20 protein-coding genes and 5 pseudogenes are annotated in these 25,949 nt (G+C 50.5%); 9 read left to right on the top strand and 16 right to left on the bottom strand.

Features of this window, described 5'->3' with window-relative positions; all coding sequences use genetic code 11:
- The first annotated feature begins 195 nt into the window (after positions 1 to 195).
- A pseudogene (locus ALIPUT_RS09000) lies at positions 196 to 803 on the top strand (master DNA invertase Mpi family serine-type recombinase).
- Here ALIPUT_RS09000 and ALIPUT_RS08995 read toward each other — a convergent pair.
- Positions 793 to 1,359: pseudogene (locus ALIPUT_RS08995) on the bottom strand (type I restriction-modification system subunit M N-terminal domain-containing protein); the annotation flags it as partial. The pseudogenes ALIPUT_RS09000 and ALIPUT_RS08995 sit on opposite strands and share 11 nt — an antisense overlap.
- A 35-nt stretch (positions 1,360 to 1,394) precedes the next feature.
- Positions 1,395 to 2,378, bottom strand: coding sequence for a virulence RhuM family protein/type II toxin-antitoxin system death-on-curing family toxin (locus ALIPUT_RS08990; protein ID WP_040293857.1), 984 nt, complete (start codon positions 2,376 to 2,378; stop codon positions 1,395 to 1,397).
- A gap of 518 nt (positions 2,379 to 2,896) precedes the next feature.
- Between ALIPUT_RS08990 and ALIPUT_RS08980 the strand changes: the two genes are divergently transcribed.
- Entirely contained in the window at positions 2,897 to 3,742 is an 846-nt protein-coding gene (locus ALIPUT_RS08980) for a site-specific integrase (RefSeq protein WP_004329581.1), read from the top strand.
- A gap of 172 nt (positions 3,743 to 3,914) precedes the next feature.
- Here the strand turns inward: ALIPUT_RS08980 and rhuM are convergent.
- Positions 3,915 to 4,210: pseudogene (gene rhuM, locus ALIPUT_RS12470) on the bottom strand (RhuM family protein); the annotation flags it as partial.
- Positions 4,211 to 4,219: 9 nt separating this feature from the next.
- Here rhuM and ALIPUT_RS08975 point away from each other — a divergent pair.
- The gene (locus ALIPUT_RS08975; protein WP_004329580.1) at positions 4,220 to 4,429 is read left to right on the top strand and encodes a hypothetical protein; all 210 of its coding nucleotides are present in this window, start codon (positions 4,220 to 4,222) and stop codon (positions 4,427 to 4,429) included.
- A gap of 29 nt (positions 4,430 to 4,458) precedes the next feature.
- On the opposite strand, the gene ALIPUT_RS08970 is transcribed toward ALIPUT_RS08975, so the two are convergent.
- Positions 4,459 to 4,890 carry a site-specific integrase gene (locus tag ALIPUT_RS08970; RefSeq protein WP_227088964.1) on the bottom strand — a complete coding sequence of 144 codons (432 nt, stop codon included), beginning with the start codon at positions 4,888 to 4,890 and terminating at the stop codon, positions 4,459 to 4,461.
- Between the two features lie 78 nt (positions 4,891 to 4,968).
- Positions 4,969 to 5,760 (bottom strand): phage integrase SAM-like domain-containing protein, encoded by a 792-nt coding sequence (locus tag ALIPUT_RS08965; RefSeq protein WP_004329578.1) that lies wholly within the window; start codon positions 5,758 to 5,760, stop codon positions 4,969 to 4,971.
- 473 nt (positions 5,761 to 6,233) lie between these two features.
- Between ALIPUT_RS08965 and ALIPUT_RS08955 the strand changes: the two genes are divergently transcribed.
- Positions 6,234 to 7,094 (top strand): hypothetical protein, encoded by an 861-nt coding sequence (locus ALIPUT_RS08955; protein ID WP_004329576.1) that lies wholly within the window; start codon positions 6,234 to 6,236, stop codon positions 7,092 to 7,094.
- Between the two features lie 249 nt (positions 7,095 to 7,343).
- Here ALIPUT_RS08955 and ALIPUT_RS13285 read toward each other — a convergent pair.
- The 6 genes and pseudogenes from ALIPUT_RS13285 to ALIPUT_RS12810 form a co-directional block, all read right to left on the bottom strand.
- A pseudogene (locus ALIPUT_RS13285) lies at positions 7,344 to 7,463 on the bottom strand (bL27 family ribosomal protein); the annotation flags it as partial.
- A gap of 36 nt (positions 7,464 to 7,499) precedes the next feature.
- Positions 7,500 to 7,718, bottom strand: coding sequence for a hypothetical protein (locus ALIPUT_RS08945; RefSeq protein ID WP_004329574.1), 219 nt, complete (start codon positions 7,716 to 7,718; stop codon positions 7,500 to 7,502).
- Positions 7,719 to 8,211: 493 nt separating this feature from the next.
- On the bottom strand, positions 8,212 to 9,384 hold the full coding sequence (locus tag ALIPUT_RS08940) for an Omp28-related outer membrane protein (RefSeq protein ID WP_004329573.1): 1,173 nt from the start codon (positions 9,382 to 9,384) through the stop codon (positions 8,212 to 8,214).
- Between the two features lie 14 nt (positions 9,385 to 9,398).
- A complete protein-coding gene (locus ALIPUT_RS08935; RefSeq protein WP_004329572.1) occupies positions 9,399 to 11,015 on the bottom strand; it encodes a DUF6029 family protein in 1,617 nt (538 codons plus the stop codon).
- Positions 11,016 to 11,179: 164 nt separating this feature from the next.
- Positions 11,180 to 13,813 (bottom strand): hypothetical protein, encoded by a 2,634-nt coding sequence (locus tag ALIPUT_RS08930; RefSeq protein WP_147554447.1) that lies wholly within the window; start codon positions 13,811 to 13,813, stop codon positions 11,180 to 11,182.
- A gap of 189 nt (positions 13,814 to 14,002) precedes the next feature.
- A pseudogene (locus ALIPUT_RS12810) lies at positions 14,003 to 14,101 on the bottom strand (recombinase family protein); the annotation flags it as partial.
- A 277-nt stretch (positions 14,102 to 14,378) separates the two neighbouring features.
- Here ALIPUT_RS12810 and ALIPUT_RS08925 point away from each other — a divergent pair.
- From ALIPUT_RS08925 to ppdK, 3 genes are all read left to right on the top strand, one after another.
- Positions 14,379 to 14,912 (top strand): hypothetical protein, encoded by a 534-nt coding sequence (locus ALIPUT_RS08925; protein WP_040293747.1) that lies wholly within the window; start codon positions 14,379 to 14,381, stop codon positions 14,910 to 14,912.
- A 281-nt stretch (positions 14,913 to 15,193) separates the two neighbouring features.
- Positions 15,194 to 16,009 (top strand): endonuclease/exonuclease/phosphatase family protein, encoded by an 816-nt coding sequence (locus ALIPUT_RS08920; protein ID WP_004329565.1) that lies wholly within the window; start codon positions 15,194 to 15,196, stop codon positions 16,007 to 16,009.
- Positions 16,010 to 16,174: 165 nt separating this feature from the next.
- Positions 16,175 to 18,904, top strand: a complete 2,730-nt coding sequence (gene ppdK, locus ALIPUT_RS08915; protein ID WP_040293854.1) for a pyruvate, phosphate dikinase — start codon at positions 16,175 to 16,177, stop codon at positions 18,902 to 18,904.
- Between the two features lie 74 nt (positions 18,905 to 18,978).
- Here the strand turns inward: ppdK and ALIPUT_RS08910 are convergent, their stop codons facing one another.
- Entirely contained in the window at positions 18,979 to 19,404 is a 426-nt protein-coding gene (locus ALIPUT_RS08910; RefSeq protein ID WP_147554446.1) for a hypothetical protein, read from the bottom strand.
- 482 nt (positions 19,405 to 19,886) lie between these two features.
- On the opposite strand from ALIPUT_RS08910, the gene ALIPUT_RS08905 reads away from it, so the two are divergent.
- Positions 19,887 to 20,348 carry a hypothetical protein gene (locus ALIPUT_RS08905; RefSeq protein ID WP_004329561.1) on the top strand — a complete coding sequence of 154 codons (462 nt, stop codon included), beginning with the start codon at positions 19,887 to 19,889 and terminating at the stop codon, positions 20,346 to 20,348.
- 433 nt (positions 20,349 to 20,781) lie between these two features.
- Here the strand turns inward: ALIPUT_RS08905 and ALIPUT_RS08900 are convergent, their stop codons facing one another.
- The 4 genes from ALIPUT_RS08900 to ALIPUT_RS08885 all read right to left on the bottom strand — a co-directional run bounded on the left by ALIPUT_RS08900 (position 20,782) and on the right by ALIPUT_RS08885 (position 24,093).
- Positions 20,782 to 21,270, bottom strand: a complete 489-nt coding sequence (locus ALIPUT_RS08900) for a hypothetical protein (RefSeq protein WP_004329560.1) — start codon at positions 21,268 to 21,270, stop codon at positions 20,782 to 20,784.
- Positions 21,271 to 21,429: 159 nt separating this feature from the next.
- On the bottom strand, positions 21,430 to 21,975 hold the full coding sequence (gene def, locus ALIPUT_RS08895; protein WP_004329559.1) for a peptide deformylase: 546 nt from the start codon (positions 21,973 to 21,975) through the stop codon (positions 21,430 to 21,432).
- A 38-nt stretch (positions 21,976 to 22,013) separates the two neighbouring features.
- Positions 22,014 to 22,427, bottom strand: a complete 414-nt coding sequence (gene ruvX / locus ALIPUT_RS08890) for a Holliday junction resolvase RuvX (protein WP_004329558.1) — start codon at positions 22,425 to 22,427, stop codon at positions 22,014 to 22,016.
- A 121-nt stretch (positions 22,428 to 22,548) separates the two neighbouring features.
- Positions 22,549 to 24,093, bottom strand: a complete 1,545-nt coding sequence (locus ALIPUT_RS08885; RefSeq protein ID WP_022459648.1) for a glycine--tRNA ligase — start codon at positions 24,091 to 24,093, stop codon at positions 22,549 to 22,551.
- A gap of 178 nt (positions 24,094 to 24,271) precedes the next feature.
- Between ALIPUT_RS08885 and ALIPUT_RS08880 the strand changes: the two genes are divergently transcribed.
- Positions 24,272 to 25,612 (top strand): BACON domain-containing protein, encoded by a 1,341-nt coding sequence (locus tag ALIPUT_RS08880; protein ID WP_004329555.1) that lies wholly within the window; start codon positions 24,272 to 24,274, stop codon positions 25,610 to 25,612.
- The last annotated feature ends 337 nt before the right edge of the window (positions 25,613 to 25,949 follow it).

The following is a 25,949-nucleotide window of genomic DNA, read 5'->3' as shown; positions in this document are numbered from 1 at the left end:
AAGCCCATTGAACTATCCGGTTTCTGATGTAAGAGTGTGGGGGCTAAACATTTTTCACGGTCTTTACGACTAATGGAAATTGAAAGTTCATTAAAAACGAAATGGCAAAGAATTAAATGTAAAATCAACGCTCTCTTAGGTTTCTATAGAAAAACTATCCATATTATATATCTATAAACATTTATAATTAGACATATGATATACGGATACATTAGAGTAAGCAGTGATAAGCAGACAGTAGAAAACCAACGTTTTGAAATCAAGAATTTCTGCGACAATCAAAACATAAAAATTGATGGTTGGATAGAGGAAACCATTAGTGGAACAAAAGCCTATAACAAACGTGAACTCGGAAAATTGCTCAATAAGGTACAGAAAGATGATTTGATTATCTGCGCTGAATTGTCCAGATTGGGTCGTAATCTCTTTATGATAATGGAAATTCTGAATATTTGCATGAGCAAGGAATGTAGGGTTTGGACTATCAAAGACAACTATAAGTTAGGAGAGGACATTCAAAGTAAAGTGTTGGCTTTTGCTTTTGGACTGTCAGCAGAGATTGAACGTAACCTTATTAGCCAACGAACAAAAGAAGCCTTAGCACGAAAGAAAATAGAAGGGGTAATATTAGGACGTCCTAAAGGGAAAAAAGTGCTCCAGAGAAGTACAAACTCCACGATAAGAGGATTCTCATACAAGAACTATTGAAAGCTGAAGTTTCACAACGCAAAATCGCTAAAATTTGTAAAGTGGATAGAAATACGCTCGCTCGATTTATTAAGACTTTTATGGTAGAAGCATAAGGAGCGTTTTGACAATACAGGCGGGCGTATAGAATTCGCCGGCGAGTTTCCCTTCCGCCTCGGCAAATTTCGAAAGACAATACTCATAGGCGCGTCCCAGAATATCTTTCGAGTCGCCATGTTCGTGCATCCGGATATTCGTGAACAGATCAACCACATCGCCCAACCGGCGCTTGTCGAGTTCGGGACGAGCGAAATTCTTCGGGAGAATATCTTTCAATCGCTTATTCTCCTTCTCGATCGCCCGCATCGCATTGTCTATCACCTGGCCTATTTCGGGCGTGTGCGCCTCGGCCGCAATCCGCTCCCAGCGGGCTTCGGTCGGGACATAGAAGATATTTTCGGCCGTATATTCGTCCTTGTCCTCCTCGAATCCTTCGCCCTCGGCGACAAGCTGCCGGTATTTCGTTTCGAACTTATCGGAAATATATTTCAGGAAAATAAGCCCCAACACAACGGACTTGTACTCCGATGCGTCGATATTGCCGCGCATCTTGTCCGCGGCCTTCCATATTTCCCTCTCAAAGCCGATATCGGCCGTGTTCATGGTTGCCATTATGCAACAATTTTATGTAAAGATACAAAATCCTTCTAATTATTCTTATTGATCAGATTCACCACCACCTTCGTCATCACGTCCTTCTCCTCGGTGCGGCTCTCTGCGATCATCAGCGTCAGGGCCACCAACGTGTTGTTATCCAAGAGACGCGAGCCGTCGGGACGGTAGAGGATGCGGTTGTTCTCCAAGAACCAGAGGAACAGGAACGCCGCGATGCGTTTGTTGCCGTCGCTGAACGAGTGGTTCTTGACCGTCAGGTAGAGCAGGTTGGCCGCTTTCTCCTCGACGCTCGGGTAGAGGTCGCGGCCGCCGAAGGTCTGGTAAATCGCGCCCATCGTGCTCTTGAACGACTCGTCCTTCTCGCGGGCGAACAGGGCGCTGCCGCCGAACTTGTCGCGCAACACCTGCAACGCCGCCATCGCATTCTCATAGGTCGCGCGGAACGGCTCCTCAGACGTAGTGGCCGATACCTCCAACTGCTGATAATCGTAGCGGTCGAGCGTATCGAGGCCGTAGGTGTAGTCCGTAATCACGCGCAGCAGCCCGACCGCCTCGGATTTCGTAACCTCCTTCGCAGCCAAGACATGGGAGAGCAGGCGGACGGTCTTTTTCAACTCCTCCAACTGCTCGGCTTTCGCTTGGTTATTGACGGCATACCCCTTTATAAGGTACTCTTTCAGCACCTTGTTCGCCCAGATGCGGAACTGCGTGGCGTTTTTGGAGTTGACACGATAACCTATCGACAAAATCATATCGAGGTTATAATATGGAATCATACGCCGCACTTGCCGTAGCCCCTCATGCTGAACATGTGCAATTTTTGCACATGTTGCTTCCCGCTCCAATTCGCACGACTTATAAATGTTGTTGACATGTCTGACAATAACCGTTCTGTCGACTCCGAACAATCGCGCAATCTGCGCCTGCGTCAACCATACGCTGTCGCTCTCCATGCGGACTTCCAGACGGGTCTCGCCGTCGGCCGTCCGGTAAATGATGATCTCCCCTCTGTCCATACGAACAAATATAGAAAAATCCGCCTGCATCTCAAAATTTTCCGGCATTTGGATTTCTCGCCCGAAATCGCTATCTTTGTACTGTCATGCAAGGAGATACGGCGGCCGCGCAGGCGAACGGGCAGGCGGGCGCAAGACCGTGCAAAATGACAGTAGGCGATGCGGGGACGGAAGCCGAAAAACCGTCGCAATTCGTTGATATACATCGGGCTTACATTCGTACGGAAGCACCTTTATCCGCACTTTTCAGTCCTCGAAAGAGGACTTTTTTTGGACTGTTCGCCGCAAACAAGAGTATTTTAACCTGTTTATCAACACCTTATATTAAGAGATCGCAATCTTTACCGAAGCAGGGTAGTTCCGAAAAAGGCACGCTCTCCATCTACCAAAGTGTGTACATGGCAGATTTGAATGTTTATCGGTAGATTTGAATGAGCGTAATACGCTGAATAACGCTTATTTGCACAAAACTTTCCGAGCTTTTCAATCGTATTTGATTCACAAAAAACAGATTGAAAATGCTGAACAGAAAAACTTTCTTCGTTTCGTTCTTCCTGCGTCGCGATCGTGTGATGAAGAACGGGACGGCGCCGATCATGGCGAGAATCTCGGTCAATGGGATCGCCAAAGAGATTTATACCCAATGTCGTACGGCGGTCGATAAGTGGGATCCCGCCAAAGGACGAGCGACAGGGCGAGACAGACTCTCCTATGAAGTAAATGCCTACATCGACGATTTCCGAGCGAAAGTCATCGAGATCTACCGTACCTTGCAAGCCGAAGGGTTCGAGGGTAATGCCATCGAAATCAAAGAGCGGCTGAAAAGTCCCGGCAAGCAGGTTCGTATGTTGCTGGCCGAGCTGATGCTTTATTGCGAGAAGCGACAAAAAGAGGTCGGCGTACGAATCACGCAGTTGACCTCCAACAAGTATTATCGTCTTTGCCGCTACCTCCATGAATATACACGTTTGGAGTACAAGAAAGAAGATATTCGGTTGACAGAGGTGACCTATGGCTATCTCGACGGATTCAATACCTTTTTGCAGACCGCCCACCGTTGCCACCACAACGGTGCCATCAACATTCTGGATTGCCTGCGAAATTTCATACTCTATTGCCTGCGTAACGAATGGATCGAGAAGAATCCCTTTAAGAACTATAAACTGAAAGAAGTTGCGCCACCGCCGAAAGAACATCTAACGAAAAAAGAGATCGAGATGCTGATCGCCAAGCCGATGCCGAATCTGCGGTTGGGAAACGTGCGAGATATTTTCGTATTCTGTTGTTTCACCGGTTTGTCTTATTCAGATATGAAGAAACTGACCTTCGATCATATTAAAACCTCGTTCGACGGGGACAGCTGAATCATCGCGCACCGTCAGAAAACCGGAACGCCGTTCCATATCAAACTGCTGCCCATCGCCCAACAACTGATCGAAAACTACCGTCCCACATCGAAAAACAACCTCGTCTTTCCCGTGCCATCGGTCTGCGACAACATGAACCGCACGCTGCAACGTATCGCTCGGGATTGCGGGTTGAAAAAGCATATATGTCCGCAACTTGTTGACAGAAGTTACGTTCACTACTACGAATATCCCTGATACGTTGCAGCAACTCACGGAAGTAACGATTACCCCCTTCTTCAACCGCTCATCATCCATAGCAAATCTCTTTTGGATATATTCATGAAGCCGTTGAGTCGCCCAACGGCGAAAACGGGTTGCAACCTGAGATTGCACACGATAGCCCAAGGCGATAACCATGTCAAGATTGTAATGGTCAATGTTACGTCTCACCTGACGATTGCCTTCCTGACGAACTAACAAGAATATCCTGCCATGAAAGAAAGTTTAGAGCGGATAAACGTGATATCCAATATAGGACATCTAACTCAACATTTGAAAAGAATAGTTGAAAATCCAGATGATGAAGTTCATATCGGAGGTGATTACAAAGCGATAGCTCCTCAATCTCTTATAAAAAAACATAAAAAAGAATTTAAGTTCTTTATTGCAGAATTAAGCGAAAAAATAGCGAGTTGTTTATAATTTTATGCAGCCCCAACCAATAAATAACTTTAACTACCGTAACGGGCGTTCATGCGCTGGCGCAGTTCTTTCTGCTTGGTATTCTTGTAGTAGTGCTTCTCGATGGTTCGGGCGCTGTTGCCCGCCATTTCTGCAACATGGGTAATCGGAGTGCCCGCATCGAGTTCGCTGGAAATAAATGTGTCTCGTGCCGTGTACCACGTCATTTTCTCGTCGATTCCCAGAATCTCGCAAACCTTGTCCAATGTTTCACTTACGAGGGTTGAGAAGCTGTTACGGCGTCCCATCTTCTGTTTGTCGGTCACGTGTTTCTCAGTATAGACAGGGAAGACGTAGTTGCCGATCCCCTTGCCTCTGTATTTTTCCAGAATTACGATGAGACGGTCGATAAGCAGTGGCTTGGCCAGCTTGGGGAATTTGGTACGCTCATAGACAATCATGCCTTCCTTTTCGTTAATCATGTCCCATGTCAGGTTAACAACATCAACGTTGGCCATACCGCCGCTGTAAAAGCTGAAGAGGAAAAGGTCGAGACAAAGCTACTCCTGCTCGGAGAAGAGGCTGCGGTCCATGAACTCTATCCGGCGGATGATGTTCGGATTGACGGCTTTGGACTCGAACTGTCCCCACGCCATCTTTTCCGTAGCTGCCTCGAAGATTGCGGGGTTGGCTCCGTACATGTGGAGTTCGTCCTTGGCGTAGTTTACCAATGCACGGAAGATGCGAAGGAGCTGGCGCAAGCCGGCACGATTACCGTTTTCGATGCCGCGCCGCTCCAGATAGACGATGTATTCCAGAAGAAATTTCTGGGTAATGTCGGTGAAGTAAAAGCGAGACAGGTCTTTGTTGTACTGCCTCTGGGTGAAGGCCGAAAGCGAAGTGCGGAACTGCTTGTACATACTGGCGGTGCCGACACTCTTAACGAGTTTGCCGTTCTTGAATTTTTCGTGGTTCTCGAAGTATTCGATTCGGACGTTGATGAGCTTGAGAACCGTCAGCACTTTCAATTCCTGCTTTGCCTTTTCCTCTTCTTTGGGTTTGAAGCAATCGGCCCATTGCAGTACGGAGAAGTTACGCCATTCCTTTTCCCACCGTTCGGCAACGGACATGTACTTCTCTTTGAGTTCAAGCAGCAGTTGGTTTTTCTTGAGGTATTCGCTGGAAGCGGATTCAAAACTCAGGGTTTCATTGTTCCAGCATTTGTAAGCTCCGGTGATACTGACGACCCGGGGAATGCGGGTGTAACCGGTCTTGTAGAAAATCATTTCCAGTTTGACCATCTTGGGGTCCTGGGGGTCTTTGCGACCTTTGAATGTGATCGAACAATACATATCGTTAATTTTTTAGTGGTTCATGTATTCCTGCCGGTTCCCTACATGGGTGCCTACATAAGAATAGAACTATCCACCGTATTCGGGTGGAAACGGAGGCAATCCGTCACCCGAAGAATCAATTAACTTGTTGATATGTAGTTGTTTTAGTCTATGCTGATTTTAACTTTATTGGAGTTGGAAAATCTCTTAGATATATTACTATCTTCGGTGTGAGTGAAGATAAACAAATGACAACAAAAGTCTTTAAGGAGTGTTTTGCAGAAGGATATGAGGGACCTAATGATGTCAAGTTTGATTTTTCTTAATAATGTCAAAGACGGAGTCGACCTTTCCATAACAATTACTCCTGACGATACAGAGTCCCGTTATTTTTCCAAGATAGTTTCCAAGTCGGAACTTGCAGGAACAGGCATGTCAAATGCAGAATATATGCAGGCTTCAGTGGATCAGTATATTGTACTTGTCAAATCTTGAATAAAACTGCACATCAGGTTATTTCTGAAATAGCGTTATACGGCCCGAGTGAAAAGGAAAGCAAGTTGGAGTATGAGTCTTCAGACTATCTTTGCCTTGCTTGTTCGTTGACACCATATGGAACAGTGAATTCGGAAGTGGCATCTGTCGAGTTTGCTACAGGGAAGGTTTCTCCTTCGGACAATCAGATCGAGATTGTGCTGGGAACAGTTACTTCTGATGCTGTATCTTTCAACATTACCACAACAAATTCCGATCCTTATGCGGTATTTATGAAACCTTCTTCTAATTTTAAAGGGAAGAGAGATGAGGAAATTATAGCCTATTTCAAGGATCAGATTGCGAGAAGCAGATTGGAGCGCGGCGAAACCCAAGGTTCATATACACAACTGGATAGTAGTACTGAATATTCTATTTTTGCATTTGGATATAAAGGACAGTCTGTAACAACAGGGCTTTTCAGAAAAGATTTCACTACTGAGACAGATATAGCCAAAATTACCTTCAGTATTAATGTCGATATGTCTTGGGGTTTCCATAACATTCATATTATACCTAATCCGATAACTGCATTGTACTATTATGAGATAGTTACAGAGGAGACCACAGTAAAGGAATCTCTGCAAATCATTGACGAGATTGCAAAACAAAAAATATCGTCAGGATGGTGCAGAGACCGTGCTCATTTCTTTAAAACCTATGGTTTCGAAGGAGAGTATTGGGGCAGTTATATGGGACGCTTCGAGAAACTCGAGCCGGGAATATATAAAGTCGTGGTTGTAGGTGTTGACGCAAAAACAGGAGAATACAACTCAGTGGTTGCTTTCAGCGAGCCGTTTAAAACTGAAGAATATTAAATTTAACAACATTTCCATCATAGGATGGGTTGGCTTGCGGAGCAACTCCTTTTATTTATATTTAAGACACCTCGAGAATAACAGAGACCGTTTTTGTTCTCGACTTCGGGTTTCCTTTAAAATAAACGTTTAAACCGAGCGCAGAAAGCAAACCAGTTTGCACGCTACCAAAGCGACGTGATTGTAATCGAAGTTTATTGAAAAAATGCTGCGAAATTTACAGCATTTTTTATCCGTATAGCGATTCTTTTACACGCTCAGCGGAGTAACGCTTACATACGATTTGCTTTCGCGTTTTTTGCAGAAAGGAACCGTGCTGTCACCCAATGCGAAGAGTGTGTTATTCTTACCGATAATTGCTTCGGCCGGAATTCGAAAACCGTCCGACACTGGTACGAATTTATGTTAGGCGCCCCGGAGAATCACCTCCTTTTCGCCGTCGGGCTCCACGATCACCCGCTCCCCGCTGTACAGTTTGCCGTCGACAATCAGTCCCGAGAGAAATTCCTCGATGCATTCGAGCAGGGTGCGGACGCCGTATTTGCGCTGGTAGCCGATGACTGTCAGCGTCCGCTTCGCCTCGTCGGTGATTTCGACCTTATAACCGAATCTGTCGACACGCAAGGCAACTCATTGATTTACACATATATGACCTGCTACACATCCGAGAGATCGAGCGCACGGAAGATGACAAACAGGTCTTCACCATCCAATACATGACCTACCTTTCCACGCAGGATGAGCTGAAAACACTCTTACCGGAAAGATGATACTGGTCACGGGCATATGAAAAAAGTCTGCGGAAATACAGACTTCCACCGACTTTTCATTTACATCTTGATCCCTTTTTTCATGGAACCGTTCTCGCTCCCAAGGGGCTGCCCACATCCTCGATCACGGTGCGTCCCCGGAGGCATCGACAATCTGCCTCAGCCAAAAAGGAATACGGGCCGTTGTGCTGTGTTGTCTTCCCTCCGGAGTTCTTCAGCCGCGTCATACCGCACCTCCACTGCGTTGCGGCCGGCATCACGGATCGGCCGTGCGTCAAAAAGACGGGACGACTCCGATGGAGGCGCCCCGCAAATTTTACAGCAGTATGCTGCTACGTTCGAATACACTATCTGTACTCGAACGGTATAGTAGACGACTTAACGGGAACGTCGATAGCATTGGTTACGGCGTAACCCTTATCGACAAGCTCCGTTACGAAGAATATCACATGACAATTCTTCACGACCCAACTTTCATCCAAGGTCATCGTAAAGAGATGCTCACCGGTACCGCCGGCAGCCAACGCACCGACCTCATGGCCGGAATAATCCGAACCAGAGTAACGACTATTCACGTGGCGGATAACATTATTATGCGTGTTGAAATCGTAATCCCCCTTCATACCATTGTTCAGTTGAGTACCTGTCAGACCATCTTCCAGCACCCAAGCGCCTACGCGGAACGAACCGGAGCGAGCAGCCTTCACCGTAACACGAGCGACCAGTTTGTTTCCAGCAACTTCCATACCGACCGAAATACCGGCACCGGCATCCACAGAGAGCGATTTGTCGATATTTTTCTTGATGTTAGATACGTTGCTGTTGTAACCAAAATTACCAATCCCTGTCTGGAAATCGAAATTTACATAAGGATACGTGCTGACACCCATAGCGTAATCCAAAGGCACATCGGGCTGATAAGGATCACCCCCATAGGTGTGACAGGCTGCCAATACGGACTTGTCCGCATATTCGGCCGACTTGCGTACATCTTCCATCGCAGCGATCATAAAAGGACAGTAGCCGCAACCCAAGCCCGTGAACTGCGTGATGAGCGTCCGGCGGACGAACGAGGTGTTGTCCGGCTGGGGATCTTCCGGAGCGTCAGGCACCGAGAACTCTACAGCAGAAATGGTTGTCGGACGATCTTTGGTATTGTGGGTCTTATAAGCAACCCAGAACGAAAATTCACCCGGCTCGGTAACAGTGTACACAAGCGTGTTGTCCTCGATGGTGAATTTCGAAAGGTCGAGCACGTCGTTACTTTTGGCATCGTAGAAAGCGACTGCGTCGAGCGACAATTTCACTTTGTCATAATAGACATTAATGCGGGCGGCATCCTGCCCGTCGGCATTGATTACCGTCGTCGATGCCGTCACCTGCAGACCGTTTTCGATGTTTTCATTCGTACCCCCATTGCCGTTTTGACCGCCACCGGGGGTCACCGGATCCTGCCCCGAACATCCCGCGCTCAACATAGCCATACAAAGCGCAGGGATAATGAATTTCTTGAATTTCATAATCTGTTTTTTAATTAAAAGGATGAAGTGATCACAAGGTTCAGACCCGTGTAAGCCGGCATATAACGACACGCCCCTCCCGAACAAACATAGCCTGCACGATTGCGGCCGTAGCTGAGTTGAATACGCGTACGATTTTTCAGGTAACTGAATCCTGCACTGTAATAATTCGTTTTAGTAAAGGAGTTAGCCTCGGTCTCGTCGAGGTTATACATATCGCTCACAAAGAAACTCCAATGCGGCACCATGTTGAACTCCACCAAAGCCGCGACCCAGTCACCCTCGTAGTCGGTCGAATAAAGGTATTGCGCCTCGACGCGCAACGACTTTTTCGAGTCGAATTTGTAGGTGACATCGCCTATGAAAATGTTGGATACGTAGGTCTGACGCTGGAAACCATGACTCGGGTTGCGCTTCTGGATCGAAACAAGCAGCGAGGTTTTGAGTTTCTTGTTCCACTGGCGCTCTACATCGATGTTAATATCACGCCACATCAACTCCCGCTCGCCCGATTCGCTCTGCTCCGAACGCAGCGTATAGAAAGTGGATAAGTTGGCGTGGAAATTCCAGTAGCGATGACGGTTCGACTTGCTGCGATACGTATAGTAGAGATCCACCTGACCGCCTATTTCGCCGTCGGTATTAACGATATACGGTTCCAAATTGGCCAACAGGTAAGTGTACTGGCGCGTCAGAGAGGGCAGGTAGTTGAGTACATTGCCCGTACCAGAGCCGTAAAGCGAAAGCATCGTCCCCATACGGTCTAACCGACGGAAACTACCCGAGATGCTGAAAGGTCCGTAGTTATAACCGGCCTCGACCAAGATGGCGTTGCCGGCTGCGGCTACGTCCGCAACAGTCGAGTAGATGTCCTTCCCCTTATATACGTATTCGCCTTTGAGCGAAAGCCCCTTCCAGTCGAAATTCAGGCGGCCCGAATACATGTTCAGATTGGGCGAGGTAAGTCCGCGAGAGGCGAAGTCGATCGTCTGATCCTTGTCGAGCGACTCGTAACGGTTGACGTAGCTGCCCTCAGCCGAGAACTGCGCAGCGTTCCAACCGAAAATATCATTCAATGAAATGTGCAGATCGGCACCGCGCACCCACGAATCCGCATAGTCGGTGTAGAGCCGGGGACGACCGTACATACCTTTCACCTCGACGTAGTCGCCGAAGCGGTAGATACCCTGCACACCCTCGATCGAATTGTTGAATCCCAGCTGACGGTCTTCGAACGAACGAAAAATAAGTCCGCTGCCGAACTGGTCGAAAATATCACCCACCCGCACGGAATAGTTGTGATCCTGCCACTGGATATACTTCGAGGAGAGATAGAAGTGATAGGCTCCGGGCTGCTGACCGATCTCATATCCCTGCAATGCAGGGAGATAAGCGTCAATCTGGAGTCCCGCAGAAAAACGACCGTTCATGTAGTCGAGTTTCATGTAGTTGTTCGAACCGAAACGATCGTCGGGAGCAGTGCCTGCTGCACCCAATCCCGAGTCGTCCTGGTAGTAGATCGAGTTGCTCTCGAAACTACCGGAGAGCTGGCCCTCCCCCACGCGAACCTGCGCCGAAACGGCAAGCGTCGCCAAGAGTGCAAGCGCCAAGCCAAACAGTTTTTTCAACATATCGGAATCTTTTTTCGATTTAAAGAGTAACTCTCTTCTGCTTCCATAAAATACGCCTCCGCACCTCCAGCGGATTTGCGCATCCGGTTATTTTATAAAAGCATAAAGCAGGGGGAAAATTCCCATTCCGGGTACCTCCCCCTGCCTTATTTCAAAAGAGTCTGTTAGCGACGGATATATTTACCTGCCGCCCGCTGCTTCCAACGCTCGCGGAGCGACTTCTCGGCAAGAGGAGTAACCTTAAGCGGCTCGTAGCTCTTCGCATCAGATACGCTCGTGCGGCTCAACGGGCGGACAGCACGCTCGGCACCCAGCACATCGTTCGTCGTCACGGACTTGCCGCCCTTGACAACCGACTTCACGGACTCACCATTCCAACCCTTGGTCAGCGTCAGTGCGCCGCATACCCGGGTGTTGGTCGAATACTGTCCTCCGAACATTATCTTCGCTGCATTCGGGTAGTAAGTATCACCTTCGTACTCATATCCCCCTACAGTGATCGTAGAGTTATCGCTGCTAATCGTTACGGGGAACTCACCCTGCGTAATCGCCATTTTGCTGATACCAATGAAATAGTACTCGGCCCCCTTGTTCCATAACGTAAGCGGCGGCAGGTTGGTTACGTCGAACGGAGCGACTACGGAACCGTCGGATTTCATCTCGAGATACCACTTCGGACCGAAATCGAAGAACATAGACTCCGTATCGTAGCCGTTGTACTCTTCCGTAGTTGCGATGAAAAGGTCGTATGGCGTCTTCCAGCCGGCCAGGTAGTTGGTACTGTACTCGTACTTCGGACGGTCGATATCGAGTCCCAGGCAAAGCAGGCGGTTCTGGCCGCGCAGACGCTCATTGTAGAGCTTAAGCTGCTTCTTGAAGCCCTCGTACAACTTCTCTACCTGCTCTTTCGAGTAGTTTGTGTTATTCAGATAGTAGTCAATGACCTCCTGGGACAGACTCTCCGGACACGTCAGTCCAGAAACGATCTCCACCTTGCAGGTCATCGGCGCCTCGCCGCCCTCGTATTCAGCCGACAGCGTCCACTCACCCAGCAGACTTTCGAAATACTTCGAATCTACCAGCTCTTTATCAGGTACAGGCATAGAACGCTTCTTGCCGATGGCAGAACCATCTTTGTCGGGATCGTTGCCGGTACCCTCGTCATTGTAAGCGATTACACCCAGGTAGGTGTTGGCATCGGGACGGGTCGAGAACATTACGTTGTAACCCTCGGCCGAGTTGATCTTCTCGATATCATCCGGAGTAAACGCGTTACCGTTTTCGATCAGGTCGGTGTTAGTCTTGCCGGCGTTGAGTTCGACCTCCCACTCACGCTCGTAGTTGGCAGCGTACTTGGCAGTCACCGCGTCACCCGTAGTACATTTGATATTGAACCAAACTTCGTAGGGCGACTCCTCATGACCTTCCGGAGCATCGATACCGGTAACGGTTACCTCGGGAGCCGGTTTCGTAGGTTCGGGCAGCGTAAAGCCTTCGAGTTTGGCGAAAGCCTGCTTCGAACCGGTATTATCGTTGATACCCACCGCATAGACGTAATACTTCGTACCCGGCGTGAACTTAGTGAAATACTCCGTCAGGTTGAAAGAGAAGTCGGTCTGCCCTTTGGCTATCTCATAAGTCTGGACATTGAGGATGTAAGGTGCGTTGTAAGAGGTCAGCGCCCACTGCATATTCGACAGGTCGCCTTTCAGCATTGACGTCTTAATCACCTCCATATCATACTCCTCGAAAATACCAAGACACAGGTAGGATACCCCCTCGCACAACTCGAAAGTGAGCAGACCGCCGTTGGGTTTCAATTTATCGGTATTGATCTTGATCTCACCGAGTTTTTCGGGCTTCTTGTTGGTAACCTCTATCTTCTGGTAGTAGCCGGTCCAGAAATCGCCCTGCTCTACATCGTCGGCACGGGAACTGGCTCCTTCCAAGATACCGCCGCCGCCGACAGCTTCGTAGTATGCGTCCTTATCCCAAAGGGGAAGATAATATCCCTGACCGAAGCCCCAAGGGTGCTCGCCATATGCGAACTCGCCGAGCAACACATAGTTGAGCTGTCCGGGTACCAGCGGATTCCAGAGCGTTATCATCGAGCCTTCCTCATCGGTCACAGGCTCGCCGTTCTCGTCGCGTATAATCGAATTCTCCTCGTTGAATACGAAAACGGTGTTCTCAGTGATATAGTTGTGATATATATCGTCGAATAAATTCATCATGTCGGCGTCGGTATTGCCCATCATACTCTGATAGTTATACGTCAACATGTCTATCAACAGATATCTGATCACATTCTCGGGATCGGTCGGCTGGAATTTCACGTTCATGCTAAAACTCATGTAGTCCACGTCAAACACGTCGTACGCGTTATCGCCGAACGAAGCGGTCTTGGCCTCAACCTCGAGAACCTTCTCAAAGAACTCTTCGTTCGCAGTGGTGGCAGCCACATAGATCACATACTCCGTATCGGGGTCCAATTTACTTACGGTCAGCGAAGAAACGCCGTCCGCAATCGCAGATTTGACGCCGGTCGCAAAGACGATCGTTGCCGTCGGGGTCTCCTTGGCATCGGCCTTGGGCGTCGCCAGGTAAGCAATTTCTGTCAAATTAGCGGCAGTCACCTCCAATTTGACTGTCGAATACTGTGCTTCAAGGAACTTCACTTCCAATGAAGGCCAAGTACCGGGGTCTGGTTCTGTCTTGTCGTCGGTACACCCCGTCAATCCTACTCCTGCAAGCAGCATGCATACAAGAGAAAATAAATTAACAAATAAATGTTTCATAAAAAAATTTTTAATAAGGCAATTAAGGGTTTCTTCGTTTACAATATTATCATATCACCATTCGTCTGCGGTTAAAGCAAACCATCTGCATGGCCTTTTCGCAAAATACGGGTGTAAATATAAAAATTATTTTATAAAAAAACAAAAACAGAAAATTTCACCAGCTATCTATTTCCGCAATAAATGATCCACGACGAGATTCCTGCTTTCGGCGAAACGCCGGATCTCATCCTGCTGGTTGGCAAGATGCTGTTTTCCCATGCTGACACGTAAATAACCTATTATCATAATACAAATGATTTTAACCGAGGCAACGTCGCCTCGGTCGGTAAAGGTAAGCGTATGCTTCGGGAGCACCGGAATACAAAACCTTCCGGCATAAACAGTCCGGACCAGCCGCAAAGCCCGGAAAATAGATGGAATTATCATATTCGTTCGCACCGAATGATCCCCACAGCGGTTTTCTACCTCCGAATTTGGATTTTTGCCGGATTTTGCTTAATTTGGTGATATTGATCCTCTCGGACAAAGGCTACCTTCCATGACGAAACACACGATAATATTTATGACATTATTCATTTGTTCGAGTTGTCGTAACTTGCAGGGCACGGTATTTTGCATCGATCGGCAATCGGACAATCTCAACAATCGGTTAAAATTATCGGACTACACCCTGGACCGAGCAGGCAATTCCATGATTACGGATCGGGATACGATCTATCGGTTAGCGCTGCTTTTAGGTAACGATACGACGGGATACGGAAATTGGAAACAATATTATCGAATTCCTTTCGACGGGAATCGTACCATGAGATTGGTCCTCGACGGAGGCGACGATCCGGGGCCGCGAGAATATTTAATATTGCACGACGAACACGGTAAAATTGTTCGCTATATCGAAATTGCGGCGGAATATGGAGATGGTCCCCGCTCAAAAAAAATATATAGCGTGCTGACTAAAGACAGCCTGTATGTTTACACGGTTACTACGGAAGCATTTTTGACCGGCGACGATTTTATAGACGATACGAAACCTGCAACAGCGGATACGATGAAAAAAAGCTACCATATCGGCGACTTGACAGCGATTTACAGGTAAAACTTAGTTAAAGATTGTTCGGGCAAAGCTCAAAATTTCTCAGCAGCTCAAAATAATTCCGACATTTTACGGCATCGGATTTGGCATTATCGGAAATATTGCGTAATTTGGGTTGCAATTCGATACTCTTTGATGGTAAAAGCGACTGTACGAATTTTCAAAAATCACGGATTCAAACAAATCAACCGGAATATCGAAGAACTGAAATTTACCCTATTAAATTATAACACGGTCAGTTTCCTACGTAAAGTCGGACAGGAAAAACCGCAGCGGCAGCGAATATGAAACGAATAAGCTTTCTGGCGATATTCTTCGTCATCGCTTCTCTCGGTGCCATCCACGCCCAACAACGCACGGGTTTCGCCTATTACGACCTCGACCGCCTCTACGACACGATCCCGTCGCTCTTCTACGACGACACGGACTACACACCCGAAGGACGGCTGCGCTGGAGCGGCGAGCGTTACCGCGCCAAAGTCGAACGGGCGGGCGCTGTAATCGGCCGAATGGCGATGCCGCTCGCAGGAGTGTATGGAGTCGAAAACGAGGAGGTTGTCAAAGACTTGGTCCGGGCGTCGGACCTGCCGTACAGTTATGTGCACCGCACCCTCAATACGCTGGACGGGATGGATTTCGCCTTGCTTTACTATGCCGACCGGTTCTTCACGGAACGCATCGAAACGGGCTATGGCTATCTTTGCGTCGAGGGTACGCTGGACGGAAAACCGACAGCCGTACTGCTGACACGCGGCGACCGGTATGCTGCCGAACTACTGGAGGAGCTGCGCGAACGAACACCCGGCATCCGGATCCTCTGTGCAGGCAAGCTTCCGTCTGGAACTGCGGAAAAACTCTCGCTCAGGGATGCATTGGCTCCGGCCGAGCGCCGAGGGCGGGGCAATGCCTACGCACGGGGCGGTTGGTGGCTGCACGACCGAATCCTGACAGACACGGCGCTAACCGTCATCCGGGCCGATGTTTTTGCCCGGCGCGACCTGCTCGATCCCCGCAGCGGAACGCCCCTGCCGACCTATCGGCGACAACGCTATACGGGTGGCATCGGCCGATATTTTCCAATATTTTTATATATTAAATAAGTTTTTTGATTATCCGAAAAATCATCGTATCTTTGCCCCTCCGGAAAAGACGGTTTTTTCACCGTTGCCTTCCCAATGGAAGGCCTCGCCCGCAGCCCGGCGGAAACAACTCTGAAACAGCACATTTATTGGGAAAAACACTATTATAATCAACAACGACAAGTTATGGCAGACGTTAAACGAGTCTATACCTTCGGCAACAAGGAAGCGGAAGGTAACGGCAAAATGAGGGAACTGCTCGGCGGTAAGGGTGCGAACCTGGCCGAAATGAACCTGATCGGTATTCCGGTTCCCCCGGGATTCACCATCACCACCGAAGTATGCAGCGAATACTACGCACAAGGACGCGAGAAAGTCGTGGGGCTGCTTCGCCCCGAAGTGGAGAAGGCGATGAAGAACATCGAAAAACTGACCGGCATGAAGTTCGGCGACAAAGAGATGCCGCTGCTGGTATCGGTTCGTTCGGGCGCACGCGCTTCGATGCCGGGCATGATGGACACCATCCTCAACCTGGGTATGAACGACCAGGCCGTGGAAGCCGTAGCCAAGCGCACGGGCAATCCCCGTTTCGCATGGGACTCGTACCGCCGTTTCGTACAGATGTACGGCGACGTGGTGCTGGGCATGAAGCCCGCTTCGAAAGAGGAGCACGATCCGTTCGAGGAGTTGATCGATGCGCAGAAAGAGAAGCGCGGCGTGAAAAACGACACCGACCTGACGACCGACGACCTGAAGGAGCTGGTGCACAACTTCAAGGCAGCCGTAAAGAAACAGACCGGCGAGGATTTCCCGGCAAATCCCTGGGATCAGCTCTGGGGCGCTATCTGTGCCGTATTCGGTTCGTGGATGAACGAGCGTGCCATCCTTTACCGCAAGCTCAACAACATTCCGGCGGAATGGGGCACGGCCGTATCGGTACAGGCGATGGTATTCGGCAATATGGGCGACAACTCGGCGACGGGCGTAGCCTTCTCGCGCGACGCCGCAACGGGTGAGAACCTCTTCAACGGCGAATACCTGATCAACGCGCAGGGCGAAGACGTGGTAGCGGGTATCCGTACACCCCAGCAGATCACCATCGAGGGTTCGCGTCGCTGGGCGAAAGCACAGAACGTATCGGAAGCCGAGCGTCGCAGCAAATACCCCTCGCTCGAAGAGGTGATGCCGGCCGTATATAAAGAACTCAACGAGATACAGCACCACCTGGAGCAGTATTTCAAGGATATGCAGGACATCGAATTCACGATCCAGGACGGCAAACTCTGGATGCTCCAGTGTCGCAACGGCAAGCGTACGGGCGCCGCGATGGTGAAGATCGCCATGGACATGCTGCGCGAAGGCCTGATCGACGAAAAGACCGCCGTACTGCGCTGCGAGCCGGCCAAACTCGACGAGCTGCTCCACCCCGTTTTCGACAAGACGGCGATGAAAAACGCCAAAGTCATCGTAAAGGGACTGCCCGCATCGCCGGGCGCAGCGACCGGTCCGGTGGTGTTCTTCGCCGAAGATGCCGAAAAAATGCTCAAAGAGAAAAACCAACGTGCGATTCTGGTCCGCATCGAAACTTCGCCCGAAGACCTGAAGGGCATGCTCGACGCCGTCGGCATCCTGACCGCACGCGGCGGCATGACCTCCCACGCCGCGGTCGTAGCGCGCGGCATGGGCAAGTGTTGCGTATCGGGTGCAGGCGAGCTGCAGATCGACTACAAGGCACGTACGATCCGCGTAAACGGATATGAAATCAAGGAGGGCGACTGGATTTCGCTCAACGGTTCGACAGGCGAGGTGTACCTGGGGCAGGTAGCGACACAGGCCGCCGATTTGAGCGGCGACTTCGGACAGCTCATGGAGCTGGCCCGCAAGTACTCGGTGCTGAAAGTACGCGCCAACGCCGACACGCCGAAAGATGCGGCGCAGGCATTCGCATTCGGTGCCGAAGGTATCGGTCTCTGCCGTACGGAGCACATGTTCTTCGAGGGCGACCGCATCAAGGCCGTACGCGAGATGATTCTCGCCGATGACGAAGCCGGCCGCCGCGTAGCGCTCGCCAAGCTGCTGCCGATGCAGCGCGGCGACTTCGAGGGTCTGTTCAAGGCGATGCAGGGCCATCCCGTGACGGTTCGCCTGCTCGATCCCCCCTTGCATGAGTTCGTCCCCCACTTCGAGAAGGAACAGCGCGAACTGGCCAAGGACATGAACGTTCCCTACGAAAAAATCGCGGCCAAAGTGGAGTTGCTGGCAGAAGTCAATCCGATGCTGGGCCATCGCGGTTGCCGTCTGGGCAACACCTATCCCGAAATTACCGAGATGCAGACCCGGGCCATCATCGAGGCGGCTATGAACGTAAAGAAAACGGGGATTCCCGTACACGTGGAGATCATGGTGCCGCTGGTTGGCAACCACAAGGAGCTGCGTTACCAGAAGAACATCATCGACCAGACGGCCGAGAAGGTCTTCGCTGAACGCAACGACCGCCTGGAATACATGGTCGGCACGATGATCGAAGTTCCGCGTGCGGCAGTCACCGCCCACCAGATCGCCGAAGTCGCCGAATTCTTCTCGTTCGGCACCAACGACCTGACGCAGATGACGCTCGGCTTCTCGCGCGACGACATCGCCAAGTTCCTGCCGATCTACCTCGAGAAGGGCATTCTGAAGAACGACCCGTTCCAGATCCTCGACCGCAACGGCGTGGGACAGTTGATCCGCGAGGCGGTATTCAAAGGCCGCGGCACACGCGAAAACCTCAAATGCGGCATCTGCGGCGAACACGGCGGCGAACCTTCGTCGGTGGAGTTCTGCCACTTCGCAGGTCTGAACTACGTGAGCTGCTCTCCGTTCCGCGTGCCCATCGCACGCCTGGCGGCAGCGCATGCGGCTCTCAAAGAGGCATAAAACGATATACATGCGACGAAATCCTCCCGAACCAATCGGTTCGGGAGGATTTTTATAACCACGACCGGCAACTCCTATTCAGCGAATTGCTGCGCCACCGCCGCATCGTAGTCGGCATTGGTAAAAGTATAGGTCCAACGGGTTCTGACCGCATGAGATGCCGTTACCTCCTCCTCATAATTCCAATCGATAGTAGAGTCCTGCCTCGAATAATAATCGGAATCGCGCGGCGGCTGATACCCCTTGATATAAATCGCTTTAGTCCCATCCTCAAAGACAACTTCCACATACCGGATATAGCTCGACGGAGGTGGACAGTATGCTATTGCCCCATCCACCCTTTCGCTCTCAAAACTTTCGCCCGGCTCTATGATTTCGTTTTCGATTACCAACTCACCGTACTCGCGTGCCACGGAGAGCGTAATCCGGTGATCGCTGTCATTGGCCCAGATAAAGTAACTAAAACCTCCGTAGTCTGTATCGTTGCTACATCCCGTCATACAATACGCCAGCGGCAACGTTGCCAATATACCGAATAATAGTCTTTTCATAATCGAAACATTAGGAGGGATTGTTTGTAAAATATTTATTCCCATGTAATTTACAACATTATAACGACACACACAAATTATTTACAAAAAAGAACAAGACACCGTCCATTATCAAACCAACCACCACATGCCTCTTTAATCATAAAAAATAATTTTCAAAATACAGCACGTATAAACCCCACACACGATCCTGTGACAAATACTGTTCGATCTCAGAGTATCTCCATTTTCATTCGGCTCCCCAGGATTCGGCGAAACGGAAATTTTTCGTACCTTTGACTTCATCTTAGGTACTCCGCCTCGGCAAAGTGCAAATATAAATTTGCTCATACGGCCGGTTCGTTCGTATCTTTGTTCTCGAGAGAATCTAAATTATCCGACGGCAGCAAGGAATCATTCCGGCAAAAGCCGTATCGAAGTCTGCAAAAGCTATGAAAAAAACACTGCTGGCAATACTTATCTTATTCAGCGCTTTCTACGCATCGGCACAGGATAGAGGTTCCTGGGGCATAGGTCCGAAGATCAATCTCTACACCCATACCGGCCGGGGCGCCGTCTTCGGCATCGGCGGCTATTTCCGATACAGCCTGACCGATGCGCTGCGGCTGGAAATGGGAATCGTCATTCCCTGCAAATCGGAATGTTCGGTGGACATCGGGTGCGACGCTCATTATCTCTTCCACATAACCGAACAATGGAGCCTCTTCCCCACAGTCGGCGTCAATGTGAACGACTTGGGCAAATGGTCCTGCGGCTTCGATGTGGGCGGAGGCTGCGACTACCGGATAAGCCGCCGCTGGAGTACATCGCTCATGCTCAAATACCGTTTCCAGACAGCCATGTTCGCACGGAATCCGATCCTGATCTCCCTGGGCGGAACTTTCACATTCTAACGGAAAAACACGGCGATTATCGCTATTCGGACCTGCGATTCAAATGCTTCGGGATCGCGGAGTGTACACGCACCCTCCCTCCCGAAAAGAACCTACAGGTGCAGCGAAGATTACAACCGCAGCCAAGAGAAACGCCGCCCAAAGCAAAATAAAGTTTCGTCGCCCGAAACAAATCCGATATAAACGAATACAACCTCCAAAGACAATTCTACACACGTCGTTGAATACCCGAAAGTCCAGCCCGTTTTTCGCCTCCGACCGCAACCGTTCCGGGTCCATATTACGTTCAGTTCCTCAATTCCTCCCCTCGGAAAACGTTCTTCATCAGCAAGGGGGGGGGAAATGATCGAACAGAAAAAGCACCGAACCGACAGCATAAAAGAAGCCCGGAGCAAATTGCTCCGGGCTTCTTTTATTTCCTCGGGTTCTCTCTTTAGAAGCAATAAACGCACGTAATACCGAAGTTGCACAACGCCCGTTCGTTGAACTCGGAATGCGATCCCCCGTCCCAATAAGCGATTCCGGGACCGAAAGCCGGCGACCAGTCGAACGAAAGACGTACCGGAGCCCCCTTGAAGGCAATACCCAGTTTAGCCGAGCCGGCCACGCCTACATAAGCGTAATGCCCTTTGCCGCCCACATTGATACCTGCACCGGCATCGAAGAACCAACGGCCTGCCGACGGAGTCCAATCCATATTGCAAACATTCCAATTATACAACACCGAGAAATCGGCCGTCACCGTACCGCCGGCATTGGCCCAATAAGCACCGAAACGGGCTTCCACATAATTATCGTTGCTGAATACATACTGTCCGACAGCCTGGAAACCGGATCCGATACGACCACCGACCGTCCAATTCTGGGCAGATGCCGACCACGCGAGCAAGCCCATTGCCAATGTAAGTAAAAGTTTTTTCATCGTATGAAAATTTAAAATAATTGAAATATACTTTCCTAATTTAGATATATAAAGGTAATAATAATTTTCCGGAGTTTACCCCTTTCTCCGGAAAATTTCAACTTTTAGGCCAATATCGCTCTCTTTTCGGTCAATCCGTAACTTTTACCGGAGCAATCCCTATTTAGTCTTGTACGAGCATTTGTAACGCCCCTTCGTCAAGCTCATCAACTTACTCTTAATCAGATTTCTGCGCAACGGAGACAGGCGATCCGTGAAGACGACTCCTTCCAGATGGTCATATTCGTGCTGGATCACCCAGGCAGGCAGCCCGGTGAACTCTTCGTCGTGCGGCTCGAAATTCTCGTCCAGATAGCGCATCCGGATCGCAAGCGAACGCCGCACGCTCTCGTGCAATCCCGGCAGCGAAAGACATCCCTCTTCGTAGAGTTTCGTCTCCTCGGAAACTTCGTAAATTTCGGGATTGATGAACGCACGCCGATAATCGGCCAGTTCGGGATGATCTTCGCCCCAAGGCGTGCAGTCCACGATGAACAGGCGGATGCTTTTACCGATCTGGGGAGCCGCAAGCCCTACGCCCTCGGCCTCCTCGAGCGTGAGGAACATATCCTCGATCAACTTTTTAACTTCGGGATAGTCGGGTCCGATCTCCCGGCATTTTTCGCGCAGTACCGGCGCCCCGAAAACAACTATCGGATAAATCATAACTTTTTTCCATTTTTAACCCGGCCGCAGCCGGAAAACTAACTTCGGCTCTCCATATATCCTTGCAGGATAATGGTCGCCGATATCTTGTCCACAAGCGCCTTGTCCCGGCGGGCCATCTTGCCCATACCGCTCTCGAGCATCGTGCGGTGAGCGATGACCGAGGTGAAACGCTCGTCGTAAAACACCACCTCCTTGTCGGGATAGGCCCTGCGCAGGCGGGCCGCCAACGGTTCCACGTAACGCCACGTTTCGGACGGAGCGCCACTCATTTGCATCGGCTTTCCGATCACTATGGTCGAAACGTCATTCGCCGCGAAATATTGCGCCAACCAGCGTTCCAACCCTTTGGTTTCGACGGTTTCGAGCCCTCCGGCAATGATCCGCAAGGGATCGCTCACGGCGATTCCCGTGCGCTTCGTTCCATAATCTATGGCCAAAATACGTCCCACGATCTTACCTTATCCAATAGCTCGAACAACACCGGCCCACACACCCTCACGGACATCCCCGATACAAAGCACACTGTACTCGCCGTCCGACACACCCGCGCGAAACCCGCATACAGCCCTGTCAGACATTCAATTTCTTGAGGAGGCTGCGCAGCGAGCACTCCGCATCGACCAGTCCGAAGAGGGCATCGATCGCCACGCGCTCCTGCTGCATCGTATCGCGGTGGCGCACCGTCACGGTATTATCCTCGAGGGTCTGGCCATCGACGGTCACGCACAGCGGCGTACCGATCGCATCCTGCCGGCGGTAACGCTTGCCCACCGAATCCTTCTCGTCATACACGACGTTGAAATCATACTTCAACAGATCGACGATCCGCTGCGCCACTTCGGGCATGCCGTCCTTCTTCACCAAAGGCAACACGGCCACCTTCGTCGGAGCGAGAGCTGCAGGAATCCGCAGCACGACGCGCTCTTCGCCGTTTTCGAGCTTCTCCTCGGTATAAGCCGCCGACATCACCTGCAGGAACATACGGTCCACGCCGATCGAGGTTTCCACGACGTAAGGCACATAACTTTCGCCTGTTTCGGAGTCGAAATACTGGATCTTCTTGCCCGAAAATTTCTGGTGGTTCGACAGGTCGAAATCCGTGCGGGAGTGGATGCCCTCCACCTCCTTAAACCCGAACGGGAAATTGTACTCGATATCGGTCGCGGCATTGGCGTAATGGGCCAGCTTGTCGTGGTCGTGGAAACGGTAGTTATCCGCCCCGAAACCGAGCGCCCGATGCCATTTCATACGCGTATCGCGCCATTCGGCCCACCACCGCATCTCCTCGCCCGGGCGGACGAAGAACTGCATCTCCATCTGTTCGAACTCACGCATGCGGAAGATGAACTGCCGCGCCACGATCTCGTTGCGGAACGCCTTGCCGATCTGGGCAATGCCGAACGGCAGCTTCATGCGGCCGGTCTTCTGCACGTTCAGGAAATTAACGAAGATACCCTGCGCCGTTTCGGGCCGCAGGTAAATCGTATTGGCGCCTTCGGCCGTCGATCCCATCTGGGTCGAGAACATCAGGTTGAACTGCCGCACCTCGGTCCAGTTGCGCGTACCCGAAATCGGGCAGACGATCTCGCAGTCGAGGATGATCCGCCGCAGCTCTTCCAGATCGTTGGCGTTCAACGCGTCGGCAAAGCGCTTGTGCACGGAGTCCCGCGCTGCGGCAATCTCCAGCACACGGGGCGAAGTCGAGCGGTACTGCTCCTCGTTGAAGTTCTCCTTGAAGCGCTTCTTCGCCTTATCGACCTCTTTCTGAATCTTGTCGTCCTGCTTGGCCAGCCACTCTTCGATCAACACGTCGGCGCGGTAACGCTTCTTCGAATCCTTGTTGTCGATCAACGGGTCGTTGAACGCCCCGACATGGCCCGAAGCCTCCCACGTGCGGGGATGCATGAAGATCGCCGAATCGAGGCCGACGATGTTCTCATGAAGACGCACCATCGAATCCCACCAGTAACGCTTGATATTGTTCTTCAGCTCGACGCCGTTCTGCCCGTAATCGTACACGGCACCCAGTCCGTCGTATATTTCGCTGGAAGGAAAGATGAAGCCGTACTCCTTGCAGTGGGCTACCAGTTTTTTGAAAAGTTCTTCCTGAGTCATCGTATTTTGCATTTACTATTTTCTGAAAAACAAAAGTACAAAATAAATGGGAATGTAAGGTACTCCGAACCGTTTTTTCTATCTTTACGCCAAAATTCGGAAATATCCGGAGCGGAAGACAAATACATCTGTTTCATATTCATCGTACCCGAACGAATAACCATCAAAAAATACACAAATGAAAGGATTGAAACTTCTTCTTCTCACGTTTGCAACCCTCGCGATTACGGCTTGCAGCGACGACACAACGGATGAATGGCATGGAGATTTCGGCTCCATTCAGGTCCCCGATACACGACAGCTCTCCCAGAAGATCCCCGCAGGACAAACCGCAGGGAATTCGGAAATTTTCTTTTCGACGAACGATGCCTGGAATTCCGCCATCACGGACGAATCCCGCGCCGAAGCCCCGACGTGGGTACGCATAAATCCCGATCACGGAGATGCGGCAGGCGATTACGACATCCGCGTCGAAACGGATCCCAACACCGCCGAAGAATCCCGCACGGCCTTTATCGAAATCACCTGCGGCACGAACTCGATTCTCATCACCATCACCCAGCCGGGAACCGATGGAGAGGATACCAATGAACCGGACGAACCCAACATCGGAGAACAGGTTCGGTATTGGCAACTGCACAAGATCGTCGGGCGCGACGCTTCGGGAAGTCTGATTGCTGAAATGGAATATACTTATGAACTTCCGGCGGAATTCAGCAAGGAGTGCCGTATCACGGGTTTCAAAATATCCGCAGCGGACAAGAACGGCACGCTCCGTCCCGTCGAAACATGGCAGTTCACCTACGAGGGAGACGATTGCATCCGATTCTCCTTCACCCGGGAAATCGATGGCGAGCAACCTTATACGCAAACTGCAGACGGAACCCTATACGGCTACTTCTGCGATGTACGAAGCGGAGGATACGAACTCACCTCGACACTTTCCGGCAGTGAAATAGAAACGTACGGCTTCGATTGCACATACGGCACCGGCACCTTCAACTCCGACAAACTCACCTCCATATCGCGTTACAATTCCCTGACTTTGGAACCCATCTGCGAAAAATACGAATGGGAAAAAGATCCCTGGGGTCCGCTGGAGGCTTGGGATAATTGCAGTGCTGTCATCCGAACGCTCGAGAACGAGCCAAATACGGAAACATTCCGGCAAGAGTACGGTTACGACTACGATGAAACGACGGCTTGGAGCGATTTCATCTACGAATTGGAAGGCACTCCCCTCCTCAACAGCGACCCGGTCCTGCTGCTGGTTGCCGAACCGGATATCCTGCGCGGACTGGGTTTCTTCAGCAGTCTCAACAACGATCTTTTCCGAACGGTCACGACCCGTTCCGACGACGCGGTTACGACCCAGACCTTCGAATACACGCGTCAGACAGTCGCACACGATGCTGAAATTGCGACACCGCTCATCATTACCCGCACGACCCGAAGCGACGAGCGGGAGAGCGTCTGTCGATTCGAGATTCAATTCCGCCGCTTCGACCTCCAAAATTAGAAATTCGTACTTTGCGGCCAGCCTGTGCGCACCCGGCAACGAAAAGCGAGGAAAGGTTCTTGCCATTCCTCGCTTTTCGTTACCGATGCCCGGTCCGGTCATTTCGCTCCCATCTCCGGGATAATCGTCCATTCGTTCGACTTGCAGTCCTTATTTCAGAGTTTCCGATCATTCGAAAAAAGATTCACCTTATGCTCTTCCTCAAAAAAGAAATACGGCACAGATCGGCAAAAATTTCCCGGCAGTCTAAACTTACGTTCTCCCTTCGGAAGAAAAACCTTTCTACGACAAAACAAAGTGAACCCGGAAGACGATAATCCACAGCCAACTCTTCCCG

It is taken from the genome of Alistipes putredinis DSM 17216 (genome assembly GCF_000154465.1).
Classification (GTDB): Bacteria; Bacteroidota; Bacteroidia; order Bacteroidales; family Rikenellaceae; genus Alistipes; species Alistipes putredinis.
Note: the sequence above shows the minus strand (reverse complement) of the source record. Positions and strands in the feature narration are given on the sequence as shown.

Coding starts and splice junctions, on each gene's coding strand:
- ALIPUT_RS08910 (WP_147554446.1), bottom strand. CDS start 19,404: ATGACGGGATGTAGCAACGATACAGACTACGGAGGTTTTAGTTACTTT.
- ppdK (WP_040293854.1), top strand. CDS start 16,175: ATGGCAGACGTTAAACGAGTCTATACCTTCGGCAACAAGGAAGCGGAA.
- ALIPUT_RS08935 (WP_004329572.1), bottom strand. CDS start 11,015: ATGTTGAAAAAACTGTTTGGCTTGGCGCTTGCACTCTTGGCGACGCTT.
- ALIPUT_RS08980 (WP_004329581.1), top strand. CDS start 2,897: ATGCTGAACAGAAAAACTTTCTTCGTTTCGTTCTTCCTGCGTCGCGAT.
- ALIPUT_RS08975 (WP_004329580.1), top strand. CDS start 4,220: ATGAAAGAAAGTTTAGAGCGGATAAACGTGATATCCAATATAGGACAT.
- def (WP_004329559.1), bottom strand. CDS start 21,975: ATGATTTATCCGATAGTTGTTTTCGGGGCGCCGGTACTGCGCGAAAAA.
- ALIPUT_RS08965 (WP_004329578.1), bottom strand. CDS start 5,760: ATGTATTGTTCGATCACATTCAAAGGTCGCAAAGACCCCCAGGACCCC.
- ALIPUT_RS08990 (WP_040293857.1), bottom strand. CDS start 2,378: ATGGACAGAGGGGAGATCATCATTTACCGGACGGCCGACGGCGAGACC.
- ALIPUT_RS08885 (WP_022459648.1), bottom strand. CDS start 24,093: ATGACTCAGGAAGAACTTTTCAAAAAACTGGTAGCCCACTGCAAGGAG.
- ALIPUT_RS08905 (WP_004329561.1), top strand. CDS start 19,887: ATGAAAAAAACACTGCTGGCAATACTTATCTTATTCAGCGCTTTCTAC.
- ALIPUT_RS08925 (WP_040293747.1), top strand. CDS start 14,379: ATGACATTATTCATTTGTTCGAGTTGTCGTAACTTGCAGGGCACGGTA.
- ALIPUT_RS08900 (WP_004329560.1), bottom strand. CDS start 21,270: ATGAAAAAACTTTTACTTACATTGGCAATGGGCTTGCTCGCGTGGTCG.
- ALIPUT_RS08930 (WP_147554447.1), bottom strand. CDS start 13,813: ATGAAACATTTATTTGTTAATTTATTTTCTCTTGTATGCATGCTGCTT.
- ALIPUT_RS08920 (WP_004329565.1), top strand. CDS start 15,194: ATGAAACGAATAAGCTTTCTGGCGATATTCTTCGTCATCGCTTCTCTC.
- ALIPUT_RS08940 (WP_004329573.1), bottom strand. CDS start 9,384: ATGAAATTCAAGAAATTCATTATCCCTGCGCTTTGTATGGCTATGTTG.
- ALIPUT_RS08880 (WP_004329555.1), top strand. CDS start 24,272: ATGAAAGGATTGAAACTTCTTCTTCTCACGTTTGCAACCCTCGCGATT.
- ALIPUT_RS08970 (WP_227088964.1), bottom strand. CDS start 4,890: ATGATTAACGAAAAGGAAGGCATGATTGTCTATGAGCGTACCAAATTC.